The sequence below is a fragment of the Butyrivibrio sp. MC2013 genome, from assembly GCF_000424585.1.
In the GTDB taxonomy this organism is placed as follows: domain Bacteria; phylum Bacillota; class Clostridia; order Lachnospirales; family Lachnospiraceae; genus Butyrivibrio.
In genome coordinates this window covers 18,434-37,438 of sequence record NZ_KE384212.1, presented here as the reverse complement: position 1 = coordinate 37,438, position 19,005 = coordinate 18,434, and the positions used below count along the sequence as shown (strand labels likewise).

The following is a 19,005-nucleotide window of genomic DNA, read 5'->3' as shown; positions in this document are numbered from 1 at the left end:
ATAATCACAGTATTGTCCTTACGCTCATACCATTTACTTCAACATGGTCATCCACCTTGATGACAATACATTGTCTGCCATCTATGATCCTGGTCTCAACCAGATCCGTTCTCTCGGGATTGACCTTTATCTCCACATCGGGAGTTGATATTCTGAACTTCTTGCCGGTGGAAATATTGCTGGCCAGAAGCGGATAATCCTCTTCACTGCCTACACAGTTTTCATAATTTTTGTTAAAGGATCTCATATTGTCTTCCGGCACACCTGACTGAGCCAAAAGAAGCCTCATGTCTTCCTTGCCGATCTCAAGGGGCTCTCTGTCCTCTGCATGATCCTCCATCATCTGTTCCAGATTTTCATAGATATTCTTTACAGTGTCATAATTACCCTCATCACCTACAGTATCCATGATAATGGCTTCAAAGGTATCCTTCTGGTCCGGAGCTGACATAGGCGGCCTTCCGCCAAACAAAGTCTCTACAAACTCAGGCTGCAGATCCTCAGGCTTTTTAGTATAGTAGAGCATGTTATGGATATCAGTATTCCTCTCAATAAAAGCAGGGAAGAGCATTCCCTTTACAGGGGCTTCCACTATCCAATCCCTGAACCTGTCTTCTATCCTGTTATCATGTTCATTGTAGCCAAGTCCTGCCTTGCTGAGCTTTACAGGACAGATACTGCACAGAATATAGTCATAAATATCTGTGGATGCATCATCATTTTCTATATGATCACTGGTCACACCGGGGATATCGTATATTGCATGCACCAAAATGATATAGTAATTCTCACCATTAACATAATTGGCTATCACCTTGTCATAAAATTCATCTACCAGTGCATCATCCTCCAGATGACTGTCCCTTAGATTCAATAGAAAATTCTGGGTACCTCCCTCGATCTCCTCGTCCAGAGGAAACTCCAATGGTATGAGGTTCTTGCCTATAGTGCCTGTCAGACTGTGTCTGAATATGTCCAGGTATTTGTACATTTCTTCATCGGGGATAGAGCCGAATGCTCTTTTATCCACCATGACCTTGTTCTTTTCATGATCTACATAACAGCCGCAGATATGATCTATAGTGCATCTGTCGGGTGTAAACTGTTTTTTTATCTCGGATATTTCTTCTTTATTCATTTCTCTTCCCCTTTATCTTTATTCGTCACCGGATGCCAAAGTCCGGACACAAAAAGGAGGTCATTTTTGCCAGAGCCTGTCACTATTTGTGAAATGCCGTGGTAACCGGTGACCTCCATTATTTTATCATTATTTATGCCCACTTGTCAGATACAGAAATCTTAAATAAGAGGAAAAGAAAATAAAGATTGATTAAATTATATCTAAATCACGACTCTCTGGCCTGAAGCTTGGACTCCTTGAACTTCTGGCACATCTCATCAGCAAAATTCACGGGATATAGCTGTACCATAATGGAATCAATAAGGCCTGCCACCTCCATACGGAAGGTAACCTTTACAAACTTATCTTCCGTACCTTCAAACATTCTCTCAAAGGTCTTTACTGATTCCACATCAATCCACTTGACTTCAGGAGTGCTGATATCTACAGGTATGCCCAACATCGAAGACAGAGATGTTGCAGACGACCCCATCATCTGGTTCATAGATTCAGAGGCTGCGGAGATCTGTATATCATTAATAGGCTCAGGGCTGATATCACCTTGTCCGCCCATCATAAGGTCAGTCATGCACTTAACATCAGTCTCCTTGAGGATCAGCACATTATTGCCCTGAAGGCCCTTTATATAATGGATCTGTACGAAAATGCATACATTGGAATAGTCATCAAGCGACTGGCTTCTGTTAATGACCTCCACTTTTGGAGTAGTGATACTGACAGTCCTGTTAAGCATGGCCCCCAGCGCCGTTGCTGCATTGCCCATACTGATATTGGCCACTTCGCCCAGAATATCTATCTGCTCACTGGTTAAAATACTACTATCCATCTGAGACCTCCTTAAGTGCCGGCGATTTGATTTTGACTATGCCAGGTGATAAACTGTTCTCGTACAAGTACTGCCGGATAAGAATGATCAGGCTATTCCTACCCTCACTGTATCTATATCGGCATGAGAACAGCTATTATTTACATTTATCTGTGCAGGACTGTCATAATGGGTCCCAATAGATCCAAAACCATCATTTAATCCACAAATGCTGATGCATAACGCACCGGCAAGGAAAGGAGTCATTCCATGATTTACACCGTTACCTTTAATCCGGCACTGGACTATGTAGTTCGTATGTCTGGCGATCTAAAGCCCGGCATGACCAACAGGTCCGACAGTGAAGAAATCTATTTCGGAGGCAAAGGGATCAATGTTTCCACAGTTCTTCGCGAGCTTGGAGAAGAGACCACAGCTCTGGGATTCACTGCCGGTTTTATAGGCAAGGCAATTGAAGACGGCGTAGCTGCATCAGGTATCAAAGCTGATTTTATCCGTCTTCCGGAGGGAAATACCAGAATCAATGTTAAGATCAAGGGACAGGAAGAAACAGAGATCAATTGTCAGGGACCCAAGATCCCTGCGGAATGTCTTGATCAGCTGTTTGAGAAGCTGGACACGCTTAAGGAAGGCGATACTCTTATAGTATCCGGCTCCATACCTTCTTCTCTTCCAAACGATATCTACGAAAGGATTCTGGAACGACTTGATGGAAGGGGCATCCTCTTTGTCGTTGACGCAATCAAAGATCTACTTCTCAATGTGCTGAAGTACCATCCTTTCCTTATCAAACCCAACAAGCAGGAGCTGGGTGAGATGTTCGGCGTAGAGATCGAGACTGACGATGATATTGAGCTCTATGCCAAAAAGCTTCAAGAGAAAGGAGCACGTAATGTACTCATCTCAATGGCTGGCGACGGTTCAATGCTGATCACCGAGGATGGACAGAGACTTCGCCAGGGAGTATGCAAGGGAACAGTTAGGAATTCCGTTGGTGCAGGAGATTCCATGGTAGCAGGCTTTGTTGCAGGATATTCCAAGACCAAAGATTACAAGGTTGCTCTCAACATGGGCACCGCAGCAGGCGGCGCTACAGCATTCCTTGACGGACTGGCAACAGCAGAGCTTATAAATGAACTTTATAAGACACTTAGTTGATCAGTCAGGATAGTCACACAACAGCAAAAGATAAAAGGCCATGCAAGCATTTAACTGTGTATGTCTGGTATATAGGCAAAATAAATAAAAGAGAACAAGAATAAAAGGTGATCACTTCATTAGAGGTGGTCACCTTTTCTATAATCTCAATTATTGAACTAATAATTAAAGATAGCTACTTCATTGCTATAATAGCGGCTTCAAATAACCTCTGTCCTTACAACAGTCTTTGCGCCGTCTATGATTTTTGTTGTCTCCAGGAAGGTCTTATCTCCTATTATCACAAGGTTAGAGAATTCATCCTCATCCTCAGGAGCATTTTCATTTTCCTTTTCTCTGCTTACGCTTTCTTTCTCTCCCAGTCCGTCATTGATGCTGTCAGTCGCGGCTTCAACATTTTCAACAGGAGGCATCACATAATCTACAAGGACTGTCTGAAGAGCTTCTTTAAGTTCTTCCATGTTTTGCTTTTCCGATAGATCGTCAAACTTAAAGCCAAGCTGCTGCATGGTAGTAACTATAGTACCTGCATTGACCTTGTATGTCTGCTGGAGATCATAGAGAATAGCCATATCAGCTTCTGACAAACCCTTAAGAGCAGCTTCAAGACTCTGCAGGGTCACCTGACCGCTGCTTGCAGCTGTCTGCTGAGCCATATCCGCAGCCTGGCTGGCAATAGTCTCAGTACCCTGATTATTACCCAAAACCACAGAGGACAGATCAACATTCCTGATATATTCATCCCTGCCCTGGCTGGGAATATATTCAGCACCTATTGTAGTACCCATAGCCTGCTTATTGGCACCTACCTGCATAGAATAAGTGTAGGCTGCAATAGGGGAGTTTACCTTAGTATTATTATATGCTTTCTGATAGCTGTCACTTACTCCATCAATTCCATTAACTGCATTAGCCATACAACCCTCCCTTGGAACATACCAGTGTTCACGGGTTTTACCGCGTAAATAATAGCAGAAGCTTCTCCTTGTTCCAAAAAACTTTATGATATCCTAATAATGCAAATAACTCTTCAATTAATAAATCGGACAAATTTCAGCATTCTAAACATTTCAACATTAATTAAAAAAATTATGATGGTTTATATGATAAAAAACTCTGTATATAACTATAGCGCACATGATACATGTGCGCTATAGAAATCATAAAAGTTTTATGACAAAGATCATATAATCAAAATGAGCGTAGGCAGGTAAATGGTATTATACAATACCCTGAGCCTTCATGGCCTCAGCAACCTTCTCGAAGCCTGCGATGTTAGCACCTACTACGTAGTTGCCCTCAACACCGTACCTCTTAGCTGCCTCAGAGATGTTCTTGTAGATATTCTTCATGATATCGTGGAGCTTGCTATCTACTTCTTCAAAGGACCATGACAGTCTCTCTGAGTTCTGGCTCATCTCCAGAGCGGATGTAGCAACACCGCCTGCATTGGAAGCCTTACCGCAGATGAAGAGAACGCCGTTATCCTGAAGATACTTGGTAGCTTCAAGAGTTGTAGGCATGTTAGCGCCTTCACATACTGCATATACACCGTTAGCTACAAGAGCCTTAGCATCTTCCAGATCCAGCTCGTTCTGAGTAGCGCAAGGAAGAGCGATATCACACTTAACAGTCCATACACCGTGCTCTCCTGCCTTCTTCTCATGATACTCTGCAGATGAACGTGCAGCAGCATACTCTGTAAGACGTGCTCTCTTAACTTCCTTAACCTCTTTAAGAAGCTCAATATCGATGCCTTCAGCATCATAAATCCAGCCTGTGGAATCAGAACATGTTACAACCTTTGCTCCCAGCTGCTGAGCCTTCTCGATAGCGTAGATAGCAACGTTACCTGCACCGGAAACTGCTACTGTCTTGCCTTCGAAGCTTGTTCCATGGTCCTTGAGAAGCTCGTCAGTGATATATACCAGACCATAGCCTGTAGCCTGAGTACGAGCAAGTGAACCGCCATATGTAAGGCCCTTACCTGTCAGTACGCCTTCGTATACGTCACGGATCCTCTTGTACTGACCGTACAGATATCCGATCTCACGTCCGCCTACACCGATATCACCTGCAGGAACGTCTGTATCAGCGCCGATGTGACGATACAGCTCTGTCATGAAGCTCTGGCAGAAGCTCATGATCTCACGATCAGACTTGCCCTTGGGATCGAAATCGGAACCACCCTTACCGCCGCCGATAGGAAGGCTTGTAAGAGAGTTCTTGAATACCTGCTCAAAGCCCAGGAACTTGATGATACCAAGATTTACTGAAGGATGGAAACGAAGTCCTCCCTTGTAAGGTCCGATAGCAGAATTGAACTGTACACGGAAACCATTGTTAACCTGAACCTGTCCCTTATCGTCTACCCAGGGTACTCTGAAAAGGATCTGTCTCTCAGGTGTTGTAAGTCTCTCAAGAAGAGCATCCTTACGATATTCCTCTTCATTTGCTTCAATGACAACTCTCAGAGAATCAAGTACCTCTCTGACTGCCTGATGGAATTCCGGCTGTGCCGGGTTCTGTGCTACGACTCTGTCGTAAACCTCGTCAACGTATGACATGTGTATCTCCTTCCCGCGCTTTGCGCTATGAAATTACAGGAAAACAGTAATTAGCTATAAAAAAAGAGCATAAAAAATCATCCGATCTCTACGCCCCATTGTGCAGACACCCTAAAAAGGTAATTACTATTCTGTTTTCCAAAATGAATACTTGAACGAGTATGCTTCAGGTCGGAATCTGTGTCCTAGCCTGTATACAAACATACAATCTTTGTACATTATAGTATTGATGGCTTTATTTGGCAATATTCTTTATTGCACTAAAACGTCAAAGCTTTAAAGGTATTTTTGGTATAATCTTCACAAAAAAGCCGATACGGACTTTCCGTATCGGCTCTAATTCAACTTATTTTTCAAGAAACTCGGTCTTAACAAAACCTTTCTTGCCCTTGTACTCTACTTCACACCATCCGTCAGCCCTGTAATTAGTCACTTCAATCTCGTCTCCCTGATATGCATTTGTCACAATATCAGATTCGGTGCTGGCAGATTCTCTGATCCTGACAGTCTCACGGACATGATATGTTCCATTACTGTCTACACCGGAAGATTTATTATCTGAGTTTGAACTATTAGATGATGTATTATTATTCTCTGCAGGCTTATTATCTTCTGCATTATCAGACTTATTACTATCTTCAACTGCTTCTGAAGCCTTATCAAAGAATTCTGTCTTAACATATCCTACGCCGCCGGAAGCACCGGAGAACTCAATCTTACTCCATCCGTTACCCAGTTCCTCAATACAGGTATATTTCTTACCCTTCTCTGTTTTACCAACTTTATCAGCATTTATGGAATCAGAGCTTCTGACATTTACCACATCATTAGCTACAAGGATCACCTTAGCGACTGCCGGCTGATTGTTTTCAGGCTCTGCTTCAGCCTCTGCTCCGTCTTCTCCGCCTTCAGTAGCTGTATCAGTGCTGTCATTCTCACCTTCAACAGCGGAATCATCTTCTAAGATCTCTCCTTCGCCTTCAGGGGCTTCCTTGCTTGCTCCATTTTCCTCATCAGTAGCAGCCATAGCCAACTCCTTACCCACCGCTTCTGTAAGCTTCTCGGACAGATCAGTTAGAAAGGCCTCAAGCTCGGGACTCTCCGCCAGCATAGAATTGAAATTCACAGATACTTCATTGCTCAGATCCACATAATCATCCTGCAGATTGAGCTCAGCGATATAATCGTTGGTAGCTGTATCCAGCTCACCAAAATAGATGCTAAGCTTACCTTCTTCTGAGCTTCTGATATAGTATGTGGTAAGTCCGGGTATCTGTGCATCGTGTCCTGTAAATTTCTCATCGTAGCAAACGTATGTGATATAGGAATTCGCTTCAGGTCCGTTCTTGGTATATACCTTGATATTATTAAAGCTCTCTATATACTCAGCAGCTTCTCTGAATCTGACTCTAGCCGCTTCTGTCATTCCATCTGTTACATCTTCTATAGTATCCAGGTCTCCGGCAGCCTGAGCTGTATAAAATCTATTGATAAGATCGGTCACATCGGCATGAGCATTCTCTTCCATCTCAATATCCCCTGCAGCCACACTTACGCCGCTCCCCGCCTCATCACTGATCTCATTGGAGCTTACTTCCACACCCTCCACGGAGGAAACGATGCCGACAGCATCATCCTTCTTGCCGGCAGAAACTGCTATGGCAAAGGTAATACCCAAAGCAGCCAAAAGGGCCACAGGCATTACTATCTTCTTATTGTCAGCCAGAAGCTCCAGCAAATTGAACTCATTCTTACGAAAGGGTTCGGGCTTATTCTTTCTGTTATTCCTTTTCATTTCAAATCCTTCACTATATTATGAGGTAGGTGTCAAAAGTTCCTTTTGACACCTTATGACTAACGGATTGTTCCGTTTCTTCGAAACTCTCACAATCCTAAAACATTCGCAATTCCGCACTACGTGCTACTTTGCTCATGTTTTGCGGGTCATAAATTCATATTCGATTTCGAGCAAGCTCGAATCGAAATGACTTTTGACCCTTACGTCATATTATTGCTATATCATCTGCACTACCGAGGGCTATACGGATGATACGAAAGTTTTGATATTATAGGCTCTGTCACAATAAGTCAAATGCATTCGGCGGGAATCGAACCCGCATTAAAGGCGTCGGAGGCCTTCGTTCTATCCATTAGACTACGAATGCCCGGGGCAGCTATAAAGCCCTTAAACGCGTAACAATGGCACATCCATCAATTGTTACGGATTTATTACGTACCAAAGTATAATATCATATAGCGCCCCCTATGTCACGTTTTTTCTTATACCGCAATTTCAATCTTATCGGAAGGAAATATAAGTCTGCCCTCATTTCTATCATAATAGTAGACACTGTCTGAGAGTACATCTATATCCCTTAGACTGCTCCTGTTCACTTCATCCACCATGGTATTAAGGTTAGCCACCACAGCCTCATTATATTCCCCAAACATATCAGGGATGATGATCAGCTCGTGCAGGCTGGAAGGAACGATATAGAAATTATACGAAAGCATCTCAGACACCTTATCAAGCACTCCCGGATAGAGCATGGTAGATGCTCCAAAGAGCTTCTCATTATTAGTCAATACGCAAAAGCCGCATTTATAAGCTTCCCTGCTGTCTATTTCCCATAGCTCAGGTTCATCAAAGGGAAGTCTGTTTAGGATATCATCAAGCGCATATACGCCTGGCCTGCAGATAATGGTCATATTCTCCATAGCCTTACTGTAGAGCTCTTCCTCTGATACATTCCAATGCTTCACATGCTCATGATGAAGGACTACCACTCCCTTAGACAGCTTATCATCAATCCTTAGCATATATATAAGAGCCAGATCCCCAATTCTCCTGTGAGGCATATCCATAAGAGCCGCCTTATTTCTCTCATAATTGACCAGCTTTAATGCCAGCCTCTTTGACGCTGTCTCAAAAGATGACATAAGCTCTTCCCCGGATATATCAATTTCTATGGTATTCTCATAGGCCTGCTGCAGCAGCCCCATCACCTTGTTAAAGTCCCCATTCTCCTTATAGTTTTCATAAAAAGGCTCCATAAACAAGGAGGGAGCGCAGGACTTGCCCTCTATGATCCTGGTAAGGCCTGTCATCACCACTCCGTTATTCTTGTTGATCGTTCTAAATTCAAACCTAGCCCCTTCGTTATCATACTCCTTCATGTAATCCATTGCAGCCTTGCAAAATTCATTAAAATCCATTTTAATCTTTCCTCCTTGAAAAAAATAAAAAACGGACAATGAAACTATCCTGATGGATACATTCATTGTCCGCATATGTTTTTTTACGAAGTGCACGGATGCACTTCTATGTCGTTGTTACAGGATGTAACTCGACATGCTCAGAAGTGCACGGATGCACTTCTATGTCATTTATACCCTGGAAAGGTACTCACCTGTTCTGGTGTCGATCTTGATCACATCACCCTGGTTAACAAAGAGAGGAACTGCAACTACAGCACCTGTCTCAACTGTAGCAGGCTTTGTAGCACCTGTAGCTGTATCACCCTTGAATCCGGGCTCTGTCTCTGTGATCTCAAGCTCTACGAAAAGAGGGGGCTCTACAGCAAATACGTTGCCGTTGTAGGAATTAACCTTAACCATCTCGTTCTCTTTAACGAACTTCATTGAATCACCGATAACGTCCTGAGCGATAGCGATCTGCTCATATGTCTCTGTATCCATGAAGTTGAAAAGCTCACCGTCATTGTAGAGATACTGCATATCTTTTCTCTCAATACGTGCCTGAGGGAATTTCTCGGTAGGACGATAAGTTGTCTCGATAACGCCTCCGTTGATGATGTCCTTAAGCTTGGTACGAACAAATGCAGCACCCTTACCAGGCTTAACGTGCTGGAATTCAACGACCTGACAAACCTTTCCGTCAACCTCGATTGTAACACCGTTCCTGAAATCACTGGCTGTAACCATAAAAACCTCCTGAAAAAACGCAAGTTAATAAATTGCCTGAACCATAGTGCAATTATTTTTATAATCATTGAGTGCCAAGCCTAAAAAAGGGCATAATTCTCTTTGCACTCCACACTCATTAAACAACTCTGAATATCTTATAATATGCCCTTAGTATTTGTCAATACTTATCGCAAAAGGAAACATCAGTCATTTAAATAAGCCATAGCAAGGTCCATAGCCTCAAGATAGCCCTCAAGGCCATGTCCTTTGATCTGCTCATCACAGGCAGGAGCTGTCACAGACACAGACCTGAAGGATTCCCTGGCATCTATATCAGATATATGCACCTCTACTTTATATATGTTTTCAAGGCTCTTTAGAGCGTCATGAATGGCATAGCTGTAATGAGTATAGGCACCGGGGTTGATGATAACTGCGTCTGTCCCATCGCTATAAGCCTCCTGCAGCCTATCTATGATAGCTCCTTCATGATTGGACTGCCATACAGTCACATCCAGCCCGCACTTTTTGGCCTTGTCATTTATCAGTGACAGGAGATAATTATAATCCTTATTACCATATACAGCCTTTTCTCTGATCCCCAGAAAGTTCAGATTAGGCCCGTTTATTATCAGTATTTTCATTTGTCTGCCCCCACTTCTTCAAGTCCCAGCTCTCTTATGATCCTCTCAGCTATCTCTTCGGGACTAAGGCCTCCCGTATCAATAGTCAAAAAGGCTCCCTCTTCATAAATAGGTCCTCTTGCTTCCAGCATAGATGTGACCTTGGCTCTCAGATTCCCTTCCTGGAGCAGGGGCCTTGTGCTGTCCCCTTCCAGCCTCCTGATGATATCATCCACAGAGGTCCTTAGATATACCACCTTGCCCAGATCTGACAAAAGCCTTCTGTTAACAGCCCTAAGGGGCATACCGCCACCTGTGGACAGTACCATAGGATCCCCGCCATCCTTTAACAGATTCTGAAGGACTTTGGTTTCCATAGCCCTGAAATAGTCTTCGCCCTCACTGTCAAATATCTCAGACACAGTGCATTCGCACATATCCTCTATGATACTGTCAGTATCAGAAAAAGCATATCCCAGCTTCCTTGCCAGGAGCTTCCCCACTGTAGTCTTGCCGCTGCCCATATAGCCTGTGACCACAACGTTCTTTTCAAAGGACAGCTTCCAGATCAGTTCTCCGTACACCTTCCTGCAAATATCTTCCGATACGTCTGCATCGGTCCATAGTTCAAAAGCACTTACGCCCTGATAGAGCAGCATCTCCAGTCCATTAGCGCATCTTGCGCCGGCCTTTTTGGCCTTCTTCAAAAAAAGAGTCTCAAAAGGCCTGTAAATAATATCAAAAGCCTGATCAATAAGGTCATAAAATTCCTCATCCTCTATAAGTGCTCTTGATATATCAGGGTGCATACCTACGCTGCTGCACTGGATACAAAGGTATTTTTCTTTAGAAGATGCAGCAGTATCAGATACAGTCCCCTCCGCGAAGAGGACTTCTCTCCATTTGCCTGCAGCTCCGCCCCTTATCTTTGCCGACTTTATCTTGTCCGAGATCTCCTCTGCCAGCTTTTTTGCTCTCTCAGGAGTCCTGTTGAGGATGACTACGGATGCTGCCCCGTTTCTGGCAGCCAGGATAGCTGCCGATCTTGCAGCTCCTCCGGCCCCAAGGATGATCACCTTTCTTTCCCTGATATCAAATCCATTATGCTCAAGAGCTCTCTCAAGACCTAATATATCAGTGTTATAGCCTGTATAGCCCCCGTTTTTGTCATCTCTGACCAGGGTATTTACAGCACCTATCATCTGAGCTTCTTCATCGATCATGGTCAAGTGAGACATGACCGCTTCTTTGTGAGGCACAGTAGCATTCATGCCTGCTATTCCCAGGGCATAAGCACCCTCTACAGCCCTGCCAAGATCTTCAGGCTTTACATCAAAGGGCACATAGACCAGGTTAAGCCCCAGTTCATCTGCCAGCATATTATGGATAAGAGGTGACAGGGTATGTCCTGCCGGATGGGCTAAAAGCCCAAGCACACGGGTGTTAGCATCTGTATCGTTCATCTGTTCTTCTCCATTTTCCTGATATGTCTTCTGTAAAAGAATAATACTATGCTTTCCAACTTTCTTTTAAGTACTATCTGGATCTCTTCCTTGTCATCTATGCGGTCCACAAGATATGACATGATACCGCATCTTCTGGCTCCCCACACATCAGTGAAAAGCTGATCTCCCACAAACAGACTGTTATCCCTGTTAGTATTCATGACTTCAAGCGCCTTAAGATAGCCTCTCTTAAGGGGCTTACCTGCCTTATAAACATATTCAGAGCCCACATCCTCTGCAAAGCTCTTCACTCTCGCTTCTTTATTATTGGATATGAGTATCGTCTTAAAGCCTATATCTTTAAGCCTCTTAAAAAGAGCTATCGCCCTCTCATCAGCAGGGGCTCCGTGAGGTACCAGTGTATTATCTATATCATATATTATCCCCCTGTAGCCCTTTTCATATAGCTCCTCATAAGGGATATCATAGCTGGATGCAAAAGTAGCATCCGGGTACAAATAGTGTTTCATTTATTTAAATTCCTTTAACTATATTATGAGGTAGGTGTCAAAATCAGCCTATAAGATCATATACCGGCAGACCGCAGCAGCTCCCTGGTATACTCAGCCCGGGGATTTCTGTATACACAGTCTGTTTCGCCGTATTCTTCTATGATCCCGTTTCTCATAACAGCCACGTGATCACAGATATTATACACAACCCTGAGGTCATGGGATATAAAAAGTATGGACAGGTCGAGCTTCCTGTGCAGATCATCCAAAAGGCGCAATATCTGAGCCTGTATAGTCACATCAAGGGCAGATACAGGTTCGTCTGCTATGAGTATCTCGGGATCCTGTACCAGACTCAGGGCTATGCTCACCCTCTGCCTCTGTCCACCTGACAGCTGCGAAGGATATCTTTCCAAAAAATCTACGGGAAGCTCTACATCCTCCATCGCTTTACGGATGCGCATATCCATCTCTTCTTCGCTGCGTCTCTTCTTTCTGTCTGCGCGGAGAGATTCTTTTAAGATCCAGCCCACCTTCCCGCAGGGATTAAGGCTCCCATAGGGATCTTGGAATATCATCTGGGGATAGGGATCTGTCTTTTTTATAGTCCCTGTATAGTTCTTATTGATCCCCACTATAGTCCTTGCAAGAGAAGATTTGCCGCAGCCGCTCTCGCCGGCCAGTCCCAGGACCTCTCCCTTGTACATCACAAGGTCCACGTCCTTGACGGCATGGGTAAGAGTCCTTTTCTCAAATATACTTTTTTTATTATTTTTATAATATACATTCAGTCCGCTTATCTCCAGGCTCCTGGCCCTTCCTTGCCAGACATCTCCGCCCGCCTGCGACGCAGCTGTATTTGACACTAAAGCACTCATATATTCCTCCGCCCTGCTTTCCCTCACAGGATAATGAAGCTGATGAAAATGGCCATATCATCATCTGCCAAGATCCACTCTTGGAATAGCCGCTATCAGGCGCCTGGTATAGGGATGAATAGGTCTTGTAAATATCTCAGAAGCATATCCCGTCTCTACTACCTTGCCCTTTTTCATGACCAGTACTCTCTCACAGAGCTGACGTACCAGACTCAGATCATGGGAGATGAATATTATAGCAGTACCCTTTTCTCTGTTGATCTTTCTGAGAAGCTCCACTATCTGGGCCTGCACTGTAACATCCAGAGCTGTAGTAGGTTCATCTGCTATGAGGATAGAGGGATCTCCTATCATGGCCGAGGCTATCATCACTCTCTGGCGCATTCCTCCTGAAAGCTCATGGGGATACATGTTGTATAGCTTCTCAGGTTCTCTAAGGCCCACCTGTCCCAGCATATCTATAGCTTTATTCTTCCTCTCCTGTGCAGACAGCTCAGGATGGTGGATCTTCAGGCTCTCCTGAGTCTGCCAGCCTATCTTCTTGACAGGATTGAGACTGGTCATAGGCTCCTGAAAGATAATGGATATCTCATCTCCCTGATAGGTCCTGAGCTTTTGCCTGCTGCAGGTGAGAAGATCTGTATTATCAAACATGATCCTGCCGCTCTTATACAGGTCATGTCTGGGAAGGAGTCCTGCTATGGCAAGAGCGCTCATACTCTTACCGGAACCGGATTCACCAACCAATCCTACTATCTCTCCCCTGGACAGCTCCAGGTCAAAATCTTCCACAGCCACTTCCGGCCTCTCATGATCCAGAAATTCAATATGGAGGTCAGATACAGAGAGGATCACAGGATTATCTGTTCTCATGTCCATCAGTCCCCCTCCCTTCTAAGTCCTTCTCCCAGGAAAGAAAATCCCAGTACCATCCATATGATGGCAAGGCCTGGCCCCAATACTGATACGGGATTGGACAACATATACTGCTGAGCACTTGAGAGCATACTTCCCAAACTGTCATGAGGCGGCTGTGATCCTATGCCCAGATAAGACAGTCCTGCTTCTGCCAGCACAGCATTATTAAAGCCTATAAGGATAGATGAGAGCAGTACACCTCGTATATTAGGCAATATATGCATAAATATGATCCTAAGGTCTGACACTCCTTGTATCCTGGCATTCTCCACATAATCCATGGATCTGCAGCGCAGCACTTCCGACCTTACTATCCTGGCAAAGCTTGGGATAAAGGCAATACCAAGAGCCATCATGACCTCCCAGCTACCTGTCTTAAAGAGCGACACGATGACAAGAGCCATAAGGACAGAGGGAAATGCCAGCAGAGCATCCACTATCCTCATAAAGATCTCATCTGCCATACCGCCAAAATAGCCTGTAAGCGCACCAAGGACTGTCCCTATGCCTGCGCCAACGATCATAGTGCCTGTAGCGATCATAAGGGTGATCCTGCTACCGTACATGACACGGCTCAGGATATCCCTGCCTTTGTTATCAGTTCCCATGAGATGCCTGATGGAGATTCCTGCAAGCTTCTCATTTCTGTTCATAGCCGTGGGATCGTAAGGAGTCCAGAACAGACCGATCAGGATAAAGATCAGCATTATGGATGTCAGCAGCAGCCCTGCCGCCAGAAAGGGACTATACTTTTCATCCTTCAGGAAAGGTATTCTTTGCAGGAGCCTTTCCATGGGGCGTCTTGACTTATAGGTATTCTTACCGTCTTTCATAATGTCACTGCCCCCTTAATCAACTGCATCGATCCTGGGATCGATTATTCTGTATATCACATCCACCATAAAATTCACAGTCATTACCATAATGGATATTCCCATTATGATAGCTTCCACCACAGGGTAATCCCTATTGTTGATAGAGGTCAGGAGCATCCTGCCAAGCCCCGGTATATTAAACACCTGCTCAATGACTATACTGCCGCTGACCATATCTGCAAGCGCCATGCCCATAAAGGTCACTACAGGTATCATGGCATTTTTTAATATATGTCTGTAGAGAACCTGCCTGGTATCATTGCCTCTGCTGTATGCAGTCCTGGCATAGTCCCTTCCTATCTCTTCGATCACGCTTCCTCTAAGGAGTTTCACCGTCATAGCGCTCTTAGGCAGAGCTATAGCTATAGCAGGGAATAACAGGTAAGCAAAAAATCCCGCAGGATCCCTGTTGTAGGACACAAACTTACCTGGTACAAAAAGCTTTAGTATAAGGCCAAATATAAGAGTGATCAGGATACCTGCAAAAAAGGGAGGTACCGACATCACCACCTGATCGGTGACCACGATAATCCTGTCTATAAAGCCGCCTTTATTCCTGGCAGCGTATATTCCAAGGGGGATAGAAATGATAGTCATGATGACAAAAGCCATAAGAGCAAGAGTAATGGTGATAGGCACCTTATCAGCTATGAGCTTCTCCACAGGGCCATAGGTATAGGAATCGCCCATATCACCCTTTACGAATCCGCCAGCCCATCTTAGATATCTGACCACAAGGGGGTCATTAAGCCCCATCTCTTCTCTTAGATTTTCAAGCTGAGCAGGGGTAGCTTCAGTACCCAGCTTCCTGGCTGCAGGATCTCCGGGTATCAGGTTAAATGCCAGAAATACCAGGATAGATACTACAAACAATGTGAGTATCATCATAACAGCTTTTTTTAGAATATATTTCATGAAACGCTCCCCTTATCACAGCTATCTATGATTCCCATTTTGTAAAAAACGGGCATGGTAGATTACATGCCCGTCTTTTATCAGTATAAATATCTTACTCTCCGTCTGCAAGACGAATCTTGGCTATATCCTGTGCATAAAGCGGATAGAAGGTATAGCCTTCAAACTTGTCGCTCATGGCAACAAACTCGGGAAGGTCCTGAATATAAACAGCAGCCGCTGTTTCTGAGAGGATCTTCTCACACTCTTTGTAATACTTTACCTGCTCAGCATCATCTGTTGTAGACTGAGCAGCCTTAAAAGCAGCATCATAATCTGCATTGGCATAATTGAACATATTGTTGTGAGCATCTGAGGTATAGCGATAGAGCAAAGCTGAAGCACAAAGTGTGGATGCATCAAAGCCTATCACAGTTGCCTCATAGTTTTTGCCGCCGTATACATCTTCAAGCCAGGAGTTCCATTCAATCTGGCTGATCTCCGCCTTGATACCGACCTTCTGAAGCTCCTCTGCTATTACTTCGGCAGTATCGATATGCTGGGTATAGTTTGAAGGAACAGTTATGGTAAAGGAGAATCCGTCAGCATAGCCTGCCTCAGCAAGGAGCTCCTTTGCCTTATCAGGATCATAGTTGTAAGTATCATTTAATGACTCGTCAAAATACTTGCCAAAGGACGGGAACATAGCTGAGCCTATTTCAAAGCCTGCTCCATCAGATACAAAATCCATGATCTCCTCAGGATCAACTGCATAGCACATAGCCTGTCTTACCAGTTCATTATCAAAAGGCGCTACAGCATTATTAAGATAAAGAGCCTGTACCAGGTTCATCTGTCCTTCGTAGATCTTGAAGCTGTCAGACAGCTGTGAAGCCTGAGTACTGGTCACACGGGGCATCATATCTATAGATCCGCCTTCCAGATCCATGACGATTGAATCAGGATTGGCTTCAACCTTGAATACTACATCCTTAATATGAGCAGCATTGGCGCTGTCCCAGTAATCATCAAACTTCTCAACGATCACGTTTTCCTGAGGACTTCTGGATACAAACTTATATGGACCTGTACCAATGGGCTCCTTATCAGGATCAGCAAGGTCTGCAGGGATGATGGCAACAGTCATGAGACTGAGGAATTCCGTATTGGCAGTTCCCAAAGTTACCTTGATATGATCATCATCGACGATATCAATAGCCTGCACATCTTCAAAGGAAGAAGCACCGGTATCCTTATAACGCTCAAGGGAATATTTGACATCCTCTGCTGTGACCTCTTTTCCATTGTGGAACTTGACACCATCGCGAAGGGTGAAGGTGTACTCTGTAGCATCATCTGAAATGCTGATCTCACTGGCCAGAGCCGGATTCAGATTACCTTCTTCATCGGGTTTAACAAGTCCTTCGAAAATGTTAAACAACACCTCTCTCGTTCCTGCGGCCTGAACATTGTGGGGATCAAGTCCGTCAAGATCCTGAGCTATGCCTACTGTAAGTGTAACCGATTCATCAGAAGAATCCGCTGCCTTATCACCTGAGCATCCGCTCAGTGCAATAGCCATCGTGGAAAGCACGCTCAGAATAGCCAGACCTTTCTGCACATAAGTGCGATTTACCGGGCTTTTCTTTTTCATCTTTCTCTCCTCTTCTTTGCATCCTGGTAAATGGACGCATTTATTTAATTATTTTCTCAGGTCATAGTATAACTTTGTTAAAAGAATGTCAAGGCTTGATCTTGCATAACAATATATATCTTCCGTTGGTAACTGCATCGGCGCAGGTAGACAGTGCAATGATCCTATCATCCGGGGCTATATCAACATTCTCAGAGCATACTGCCGCGTCCAGCATCTTTCCAGCAAGAGCCGGAAGGTCTCTGGTATGTTGGGAAGCCTGGGAATAAAACAGAGGATCATATGCATCAGTAGATACAGAAGCAAAGACTTCAAGCTCATAGCTCTCGTCAGCCAGATACAAAGTACCCGTTTTGTGGCTGTCAAAAAAGCTCTTTACCAAAAACTTGTCTATATCCCCAAACATAGCCCCATTGTCCATATGATGACCATAAATCAGAGTATAGGGATCCGTAAAATACTCATCATTGGTAGTGGACATGAATATAGATCCCGACAACACATATTCGCCAAAGGCATCCTTATTAAGATACTCATAGTCAAATTCCCCCTGCATAACGGGATAGTCTATATTGGTATCATCTATAGTGATCCAGGCCTTACAGTCGGGATTTATAGCCTGCAGTTCTTTAAAGCTAAGGCTGTCTTTACCATCGGGCTTAAATTCCAGCATGCCTGTCCCAAATGCCCTGTGGTCCGTTATATAGTTGGACCATAGGCTAAAAGCTGCATAAGAAGACATGGAAAGGATCAGGACCCCGGCTACTATGCTCAATATGAAATTGCCTATCCTGGCAACTATGCCCAGAGTCTTCATAAGGAGTTTCTCCTGATAACTGTTATTACCTTGCCCTTTATATCAGGCTTTTTTACAGGGCCGTAATACCTGGAATCCTTTGCACCCTCTCTGTAATCAGACAGCACAAATATCTCATCCCTGCCAAGAACGACAGGAAACACTATTCCGCTGTCATAGGGAGCAGTCTTGTAATAGATTCTGTCTTCTATGAGAACCGATGCGTTGATGATCACATTACCATCATCTGTGATCTCCACACTATCTCCGCCCCTGGCAACTACACGGCTTATATGCTCCTTGCCATCAGCCCTGTAGACTATAAGATCTCCCGATGAATAGTCAGTCTGCAGCCTGTAATACAGAGCCAGATCGCCCCCTGAGAGTCTGGGCTTCATATCATCATCAGGCACCATTGCAAGGCCAAAGATCACTCCAAATAGGATATAGAGAAAGACAGCCATGAAAAACAGCCTTTTGATAAAGTCTGCAAAATCACGCCTGTTCAGATATCTAGTGCGCTTTTCCCTGACAATATCAGAGGGACGGACATTTTCCGGATCTTTATTTGACATCTTCATAGCTCCACACCATGCTCTTCAAGCAGGCCGGTATAATAAGCCTGCTGTTTCTCAAATGCCTTCTCAAAATCCATAGTAAGCTCTTCAAGCTTCTTGTACACGTCGTCTTCATCCAGACCGCCAAAGAGTTTTTTTCTGAATTTCAGGTCCGATAATCTTTCCTTAACTTCTTCAAAATAGTCCACAATAGCCTCCTGATCCATGAACTTC

General features: G+C 44.2%; 19 protein-coding genes and 1 tRNA gene. 1 reads left to right on the top strand and 19 read right to left on the bottom strand.

What is annotated here, in order from left to right; genetic code table 11:
• Window positions 1-4: 4 nt before the first annotated feature.
• Both G636_RS0116275 and fliY read right to left on the bottom strand, forming a co-directional pair.
• On the bottom strand, window positions 5-1,138 hold the full coding sequence (locus tag G636_RS0116275; RefSeq protein ID WP_026508922.1) for a DUF4317 domain-containing protein: 1,134 nt from the start codon (window positions 1,136-1,138) through the stop codon (window positions 5-7).
• 208 nt (window positions 1,139-1,346) lie between these two features.
• On the bottom strand, window positions 1,347-1,967 hold the full coding sequence (fliY, locus tag G636_RS19065) for a flagellar motor switch phosphatase FliY (RefSeq protein WP_035779954.1): 621 nt from the start codon (window positions 1,965-1,967) through the stop codon (window positions 1,347-1,349).
• A gap of 249 nt (window positions 1,968-2,216) precedes the next feature.
• Between fliY and pfkB the strand changes: the two genes are divergently transcribed.
• Complete coding sequence (gene pfkB / locus G636_RS0116265; protein WP_026508921.1) at window positions 2,217-3,125, top strand: 1-phosphofructokinase; 909 nt, start codon at window positions 2,217-2,219, stop codon at window positions 3,123-3,125.
• 200 nt (window positions 3,126-3,325) lie between these two features.
• Here pfkB and G636_RS0116260 read toward each other — a convergent pair whose 3' ends face one another.
• From G636_RS0116260 to G636_RS19055, 17 genes are all read right to left on the bottom strand, one after another.
• Window positions 3,326-4,042 (bottom strand): hypothetical protein, encoded by a 717-nt coding sequence (locus G636_RS0116260; protein WP_026508920.1) that lies wholly within the window; start codon window positions 4,040-4,042, stop codon window positions 3,326-3,328.
• Between the two features lie 303 nt (window positions 4,043-4,345).
• Window positions 4,346-5,692, bottom strand: coding sequence for an NADP-specific glutamate dehydrogenase (gdhA, locus tag G636_RS0116255; protein WP_026508919.1), 1,347 nt, complete (start codon window positions 5,690-5,692; stop codon window positions 4,346-4,348).
• Window positions 5,693-6,038: 346 nt separating this feature from the next.
• Window positions 6,039-7,487 carry an SH3 domain-containing protein gene (locus G636_RS0116250; RefSeq protein WP_026508918.1) on the bottom strand — a complete coding sequence of 483 codons (1,449 nt, stop codon included), beginning with the start codon at window positions 7,485-7,487 and terminating at the stop codon, window positions 6,039-6,041.
• 298 nt (window positions 7,488-7,785) lie between these two features.
• Window positions 7,786-7,857: transfer RNA gene (locus tag G636_RS0116245), tRNA-Arg, on the bottom strand.
• A gap of 115 nt (window positions 7,858-7,972) precedes the next feature.
• Complete coding sequence (locus tag G636_RS0116240; RefSeq protein ID WP_026508917.1) at window positions 7,973-8,908, bottom strand: DUF5688 family protein; 936 nt, start codon at window positions 8,906-8,908, stop codon at window positions 7,973-7,975.
• A gap of 171 nt (window positions 8,909-9,079) precedes the next feature.
• Complete coding sequence (gene efp / locus G636_RS0116235; RefSeq protein WP_026508916.1) at window positions 9,080-9,637, bottom strand: elongation factor P; 558 nt, start codon at window positions 9,635-9,637, stop codon at window positions 9,080-9,082.
• Between the two features lie 185 nt (window positions 9,638-9,822).
• Window positions 9,823-10,263, bottom strand: a complete 441-nt coding sequence (locus G636_RS0116230) for a type II 3-dehydroquinate dehydratase (protein ID WP_026508915.1) — start codon at window positions 10,261-10,263, stop codon at window positions 9,823-9,825.
• The gene (aroE, locus tag G636_RS20950) at window positions 10,260-11,705 is read right to left on the bottom strand and encodes a shikimate dehydrogenase (protein ID WP_026508914.1); all 1,446 of its coding nucleotides are present in this window, start codon (window positions 11,703-11,705) and stop codon (window positions 10,260-10,262) included. The genes G636_RS0116230 and aroE overlap by 4 nt, the downstream gene beginning before the upstream one ends.
• Complete coding sequence (locus G636_RS0116220; protein ID WP_026508913.1) at window positions 11,702-12,217, bottom strand: YqeG family HAD IIIA-type phosphatase; 516 nt, start codon at window positions 12,215-12,217, stop codon at window positions 11,702-11,704. The genes aroE and G636_RS0116220 overlap by 4 nt, the downstream gene beginning before the upstream one ends.
• Before the next feature lie 56 nt (window positions 12,218-12,273).
• Window positions 12,274-13,077 carry an ABC transporter ATP-binding protein gene (locus G636_RS0116215; RefSeq protein WP_081668547.1) on the bottom strand — a complete coding sequence of 268 codons (804 nt, stop codon included), beginning with the start codon at window positions 13,075-13,077 and terminating at the stop codon, window positions 12,274-12,276.
• Window positions 13,078-13,137: 60 nt separating this feature from the next.
• Window positions 13,138-13,956 carry an ABC transporter ATP-binding protein gene (locus G636_RS19060; protein ID WP_051227098.1) on the bottom strand — a complete coding sequence of 273 codons (819 nt, stop codon included), beginning with the start codon at window positions 13,954-13,956 and terminating at the stop codon, window positions 13,138-13,140.
• Window positions 13,956-14,759 carry an ABC transporter permease gene (locus G636_RS0116205; RefSeq protein ID WP_442856002.1) on the bottom strand — a complete coding sequence of 268 codons (804 nt, stop codon included), beginning with the start codon at window positions 14,757-14,759 and terminating at the stop codon, window positions 13,956-13,958. Before G636_RS0116205 ends, G636_RS19060 begins: the two co-directional genes overlap by 1 nt.
• Before the next feature lie 84 nt (window positions 14,760-14,843).
• Window positions 14,844-15,785, bottom strand: coding sequence for an ABC transporter permease (locus tag G636_RS0116200; RefSeq protein WP_026508910.1), 942 nt, complete (start codon window positions 15,783-15,785; stop codon window positions 14,844-14,846).
• A 94-nt stretch (window positions 15,786-15,879) separates the two neighbouring features.
• Complete coding sequence (locus tag G636_RS0116195; protein ID WP_051227097.1) at window positions 15,880-17,418, bottom strand: ABC transporter substrate-binding protein; 1,539 nt, start codon at window positions 17,416-17,418, stop codon at window positions 15,880-15,882.
• A gap of 88 nt (window positions 17,419-17,506) precedes the next feature.
• The gene (gene srtB / locus G636_RS0116190; RefSeq protein ID WP_026508908.1) at window positions 17,507-18,235 is read right to left on the bottom strand and encodes a class B sortase; all 729 of its coding nucleotides are present in this window, start codon (window positions 18,233-18,235) and stop codon (window positions 17,507-17,509) included.
• Entirely contained in the window at window positions 18,232-18,789 is a 558-nt protein-coding gene (gene lepB / locus G636_RS0116185) for a signal peptidase I (RefSeq protein WP_081668545.1), read from the bottom strand. The genes srtB and lepB overlap by 4 nt, the downstream gene beginning before the upstream one ends.
• A 2-nt stretch (window positions 18,790-18,791) precedes the next feature.
• Window positions 18,792-18,980: a hypothetical protein gene (locus G636_RS19055; protein WP_155832431.1), complete on the bottom strand. Its 189-nt coding sequence runs from the start codon at window positions 18,978-18,980 to the stop codon at window positions 18,792-18,794.
• Window positions 18,981-19,005: the final 25 nt, after the last annotated feature.

Excerpts from the sequence above, each read along its gene's own strand:
- srtB (WP_026508908.1), bottom strand. The coding sequence starts at position 18,235 with ATGAAGACTCTGGGCATAGTTGCCAGGATAGGCAATTTCATATTGAGC.
- G636_RS0116220 (WP_026508913.1), bottom strand. The coding sequence starts at position 12,217 with ATGAAACACTATTTGTACCCGGATGCTACTTTTGCATCCAGCTATGAT.
- G636_RS0116260 (WP_026508920.1), bottom strand. The coding sequence starts at position 4,042 with ATGGCTAATGCAGTTAATGGAATTGATGGAGTAAGTGACAGCTATCAG.
- gdhA (WP_026508919.1), bottom strand. The coding sequence starts at position 5,692 with ATGTCATACGTTGACGAGGTTTACGACAGAGTCGTAGCACAGAACCCG.
- aroE (WP_026508914.1), bottom strand. The coding sequence starts at position 11,705 with ATGAACGATACAGATGCTAACACCCGTGTGCTTGGGCTTTTAGCCCAT.
- G636_RS0116275 (WP_026508922.1), bottom strand. The coding sequence starts at position 1,138 with ATGAATAAAGAAGAAATATCCGAGATAAAAAAACAGTTTACACCCGAC.
- lepB (WP_081668545.1), bottom strand. The coding sequence starts at position 18,789 with ATGTCAAATAAAGATCCGGAAAATGTCCGTCCCTCTGATATTGTCAGG.
- G636_RS0116215 (WP_081668547.1), bottom strand. The coding sequence starts at position 13,077 with ATGAGTGCTTTAGTGTCAAATACAGCTGCGTCGCAGGCGGGCGGAGAT.
- pfkB (WP_026508921.1), top strand. The coding sequence starts at position 2,217 with ATGATTTACACCGTTACCTTTAATCCGGCACTGGACTATGTAGTTCGT.
- G636_RS0116230 (WP_026508915.1), bottom strand. The coding sequence starts at position 10,263 with ATGAAAATACTGATAATAAACGGGCCTAATCTGAACTTTCTGGGGATC.
- G636_RS19060 (WP_051227098.1), bottom strand. The coding sequence starts at position 13,956 with ATGGACATGAGAACAGATAATCCTGTGATCCTCTCTGTATCTGACCTC.
- efp (WP_026508916.1), bottom strand. The coding sequence starts at position 9,637 with ATGGTTACAGCCAGTGATTTCAGGAACGGTGTTACAATCGAGGTTGAC.
- G636_RS0116250 (WP_026508918.1), bottom strand. The coding sequence starts at position 7,487 with ATGAAAAGGAATAACAGAAAGAATAAGCCCGAACCCTTTCGTAAGAAT.
- G636_RS0116195 (WP_051227097.1), bottom strand. The coding sequence starts at position 17,418 with ATGAAAAAGAAAAGCCCGGTAAATCGCACTTATGTGCAGAAAGGTCTG.
- fliY (WP_035779954.1), bottom strand. The coding sequence starts at position 1,967 with ATGGATAGTAGTATTTTAACCAGTGAGCAGATAGATATTCTGGGCGAA.
- G636_RS0116200 (WP_026508910.1), bottom strand. The coding sequence starts at position 15,785 with ATGAAATATATTCTAAAAAAAGCTGTTATGATGATACTCACATTGTTT.
- G636_RS0116240 (WP_026508917.1), bottom strand. The coding sequence starts at position 8,908 with ATGGATTTTAATGAATTTTGCAAGGCTGCAATGGATTACATGAAGGAG.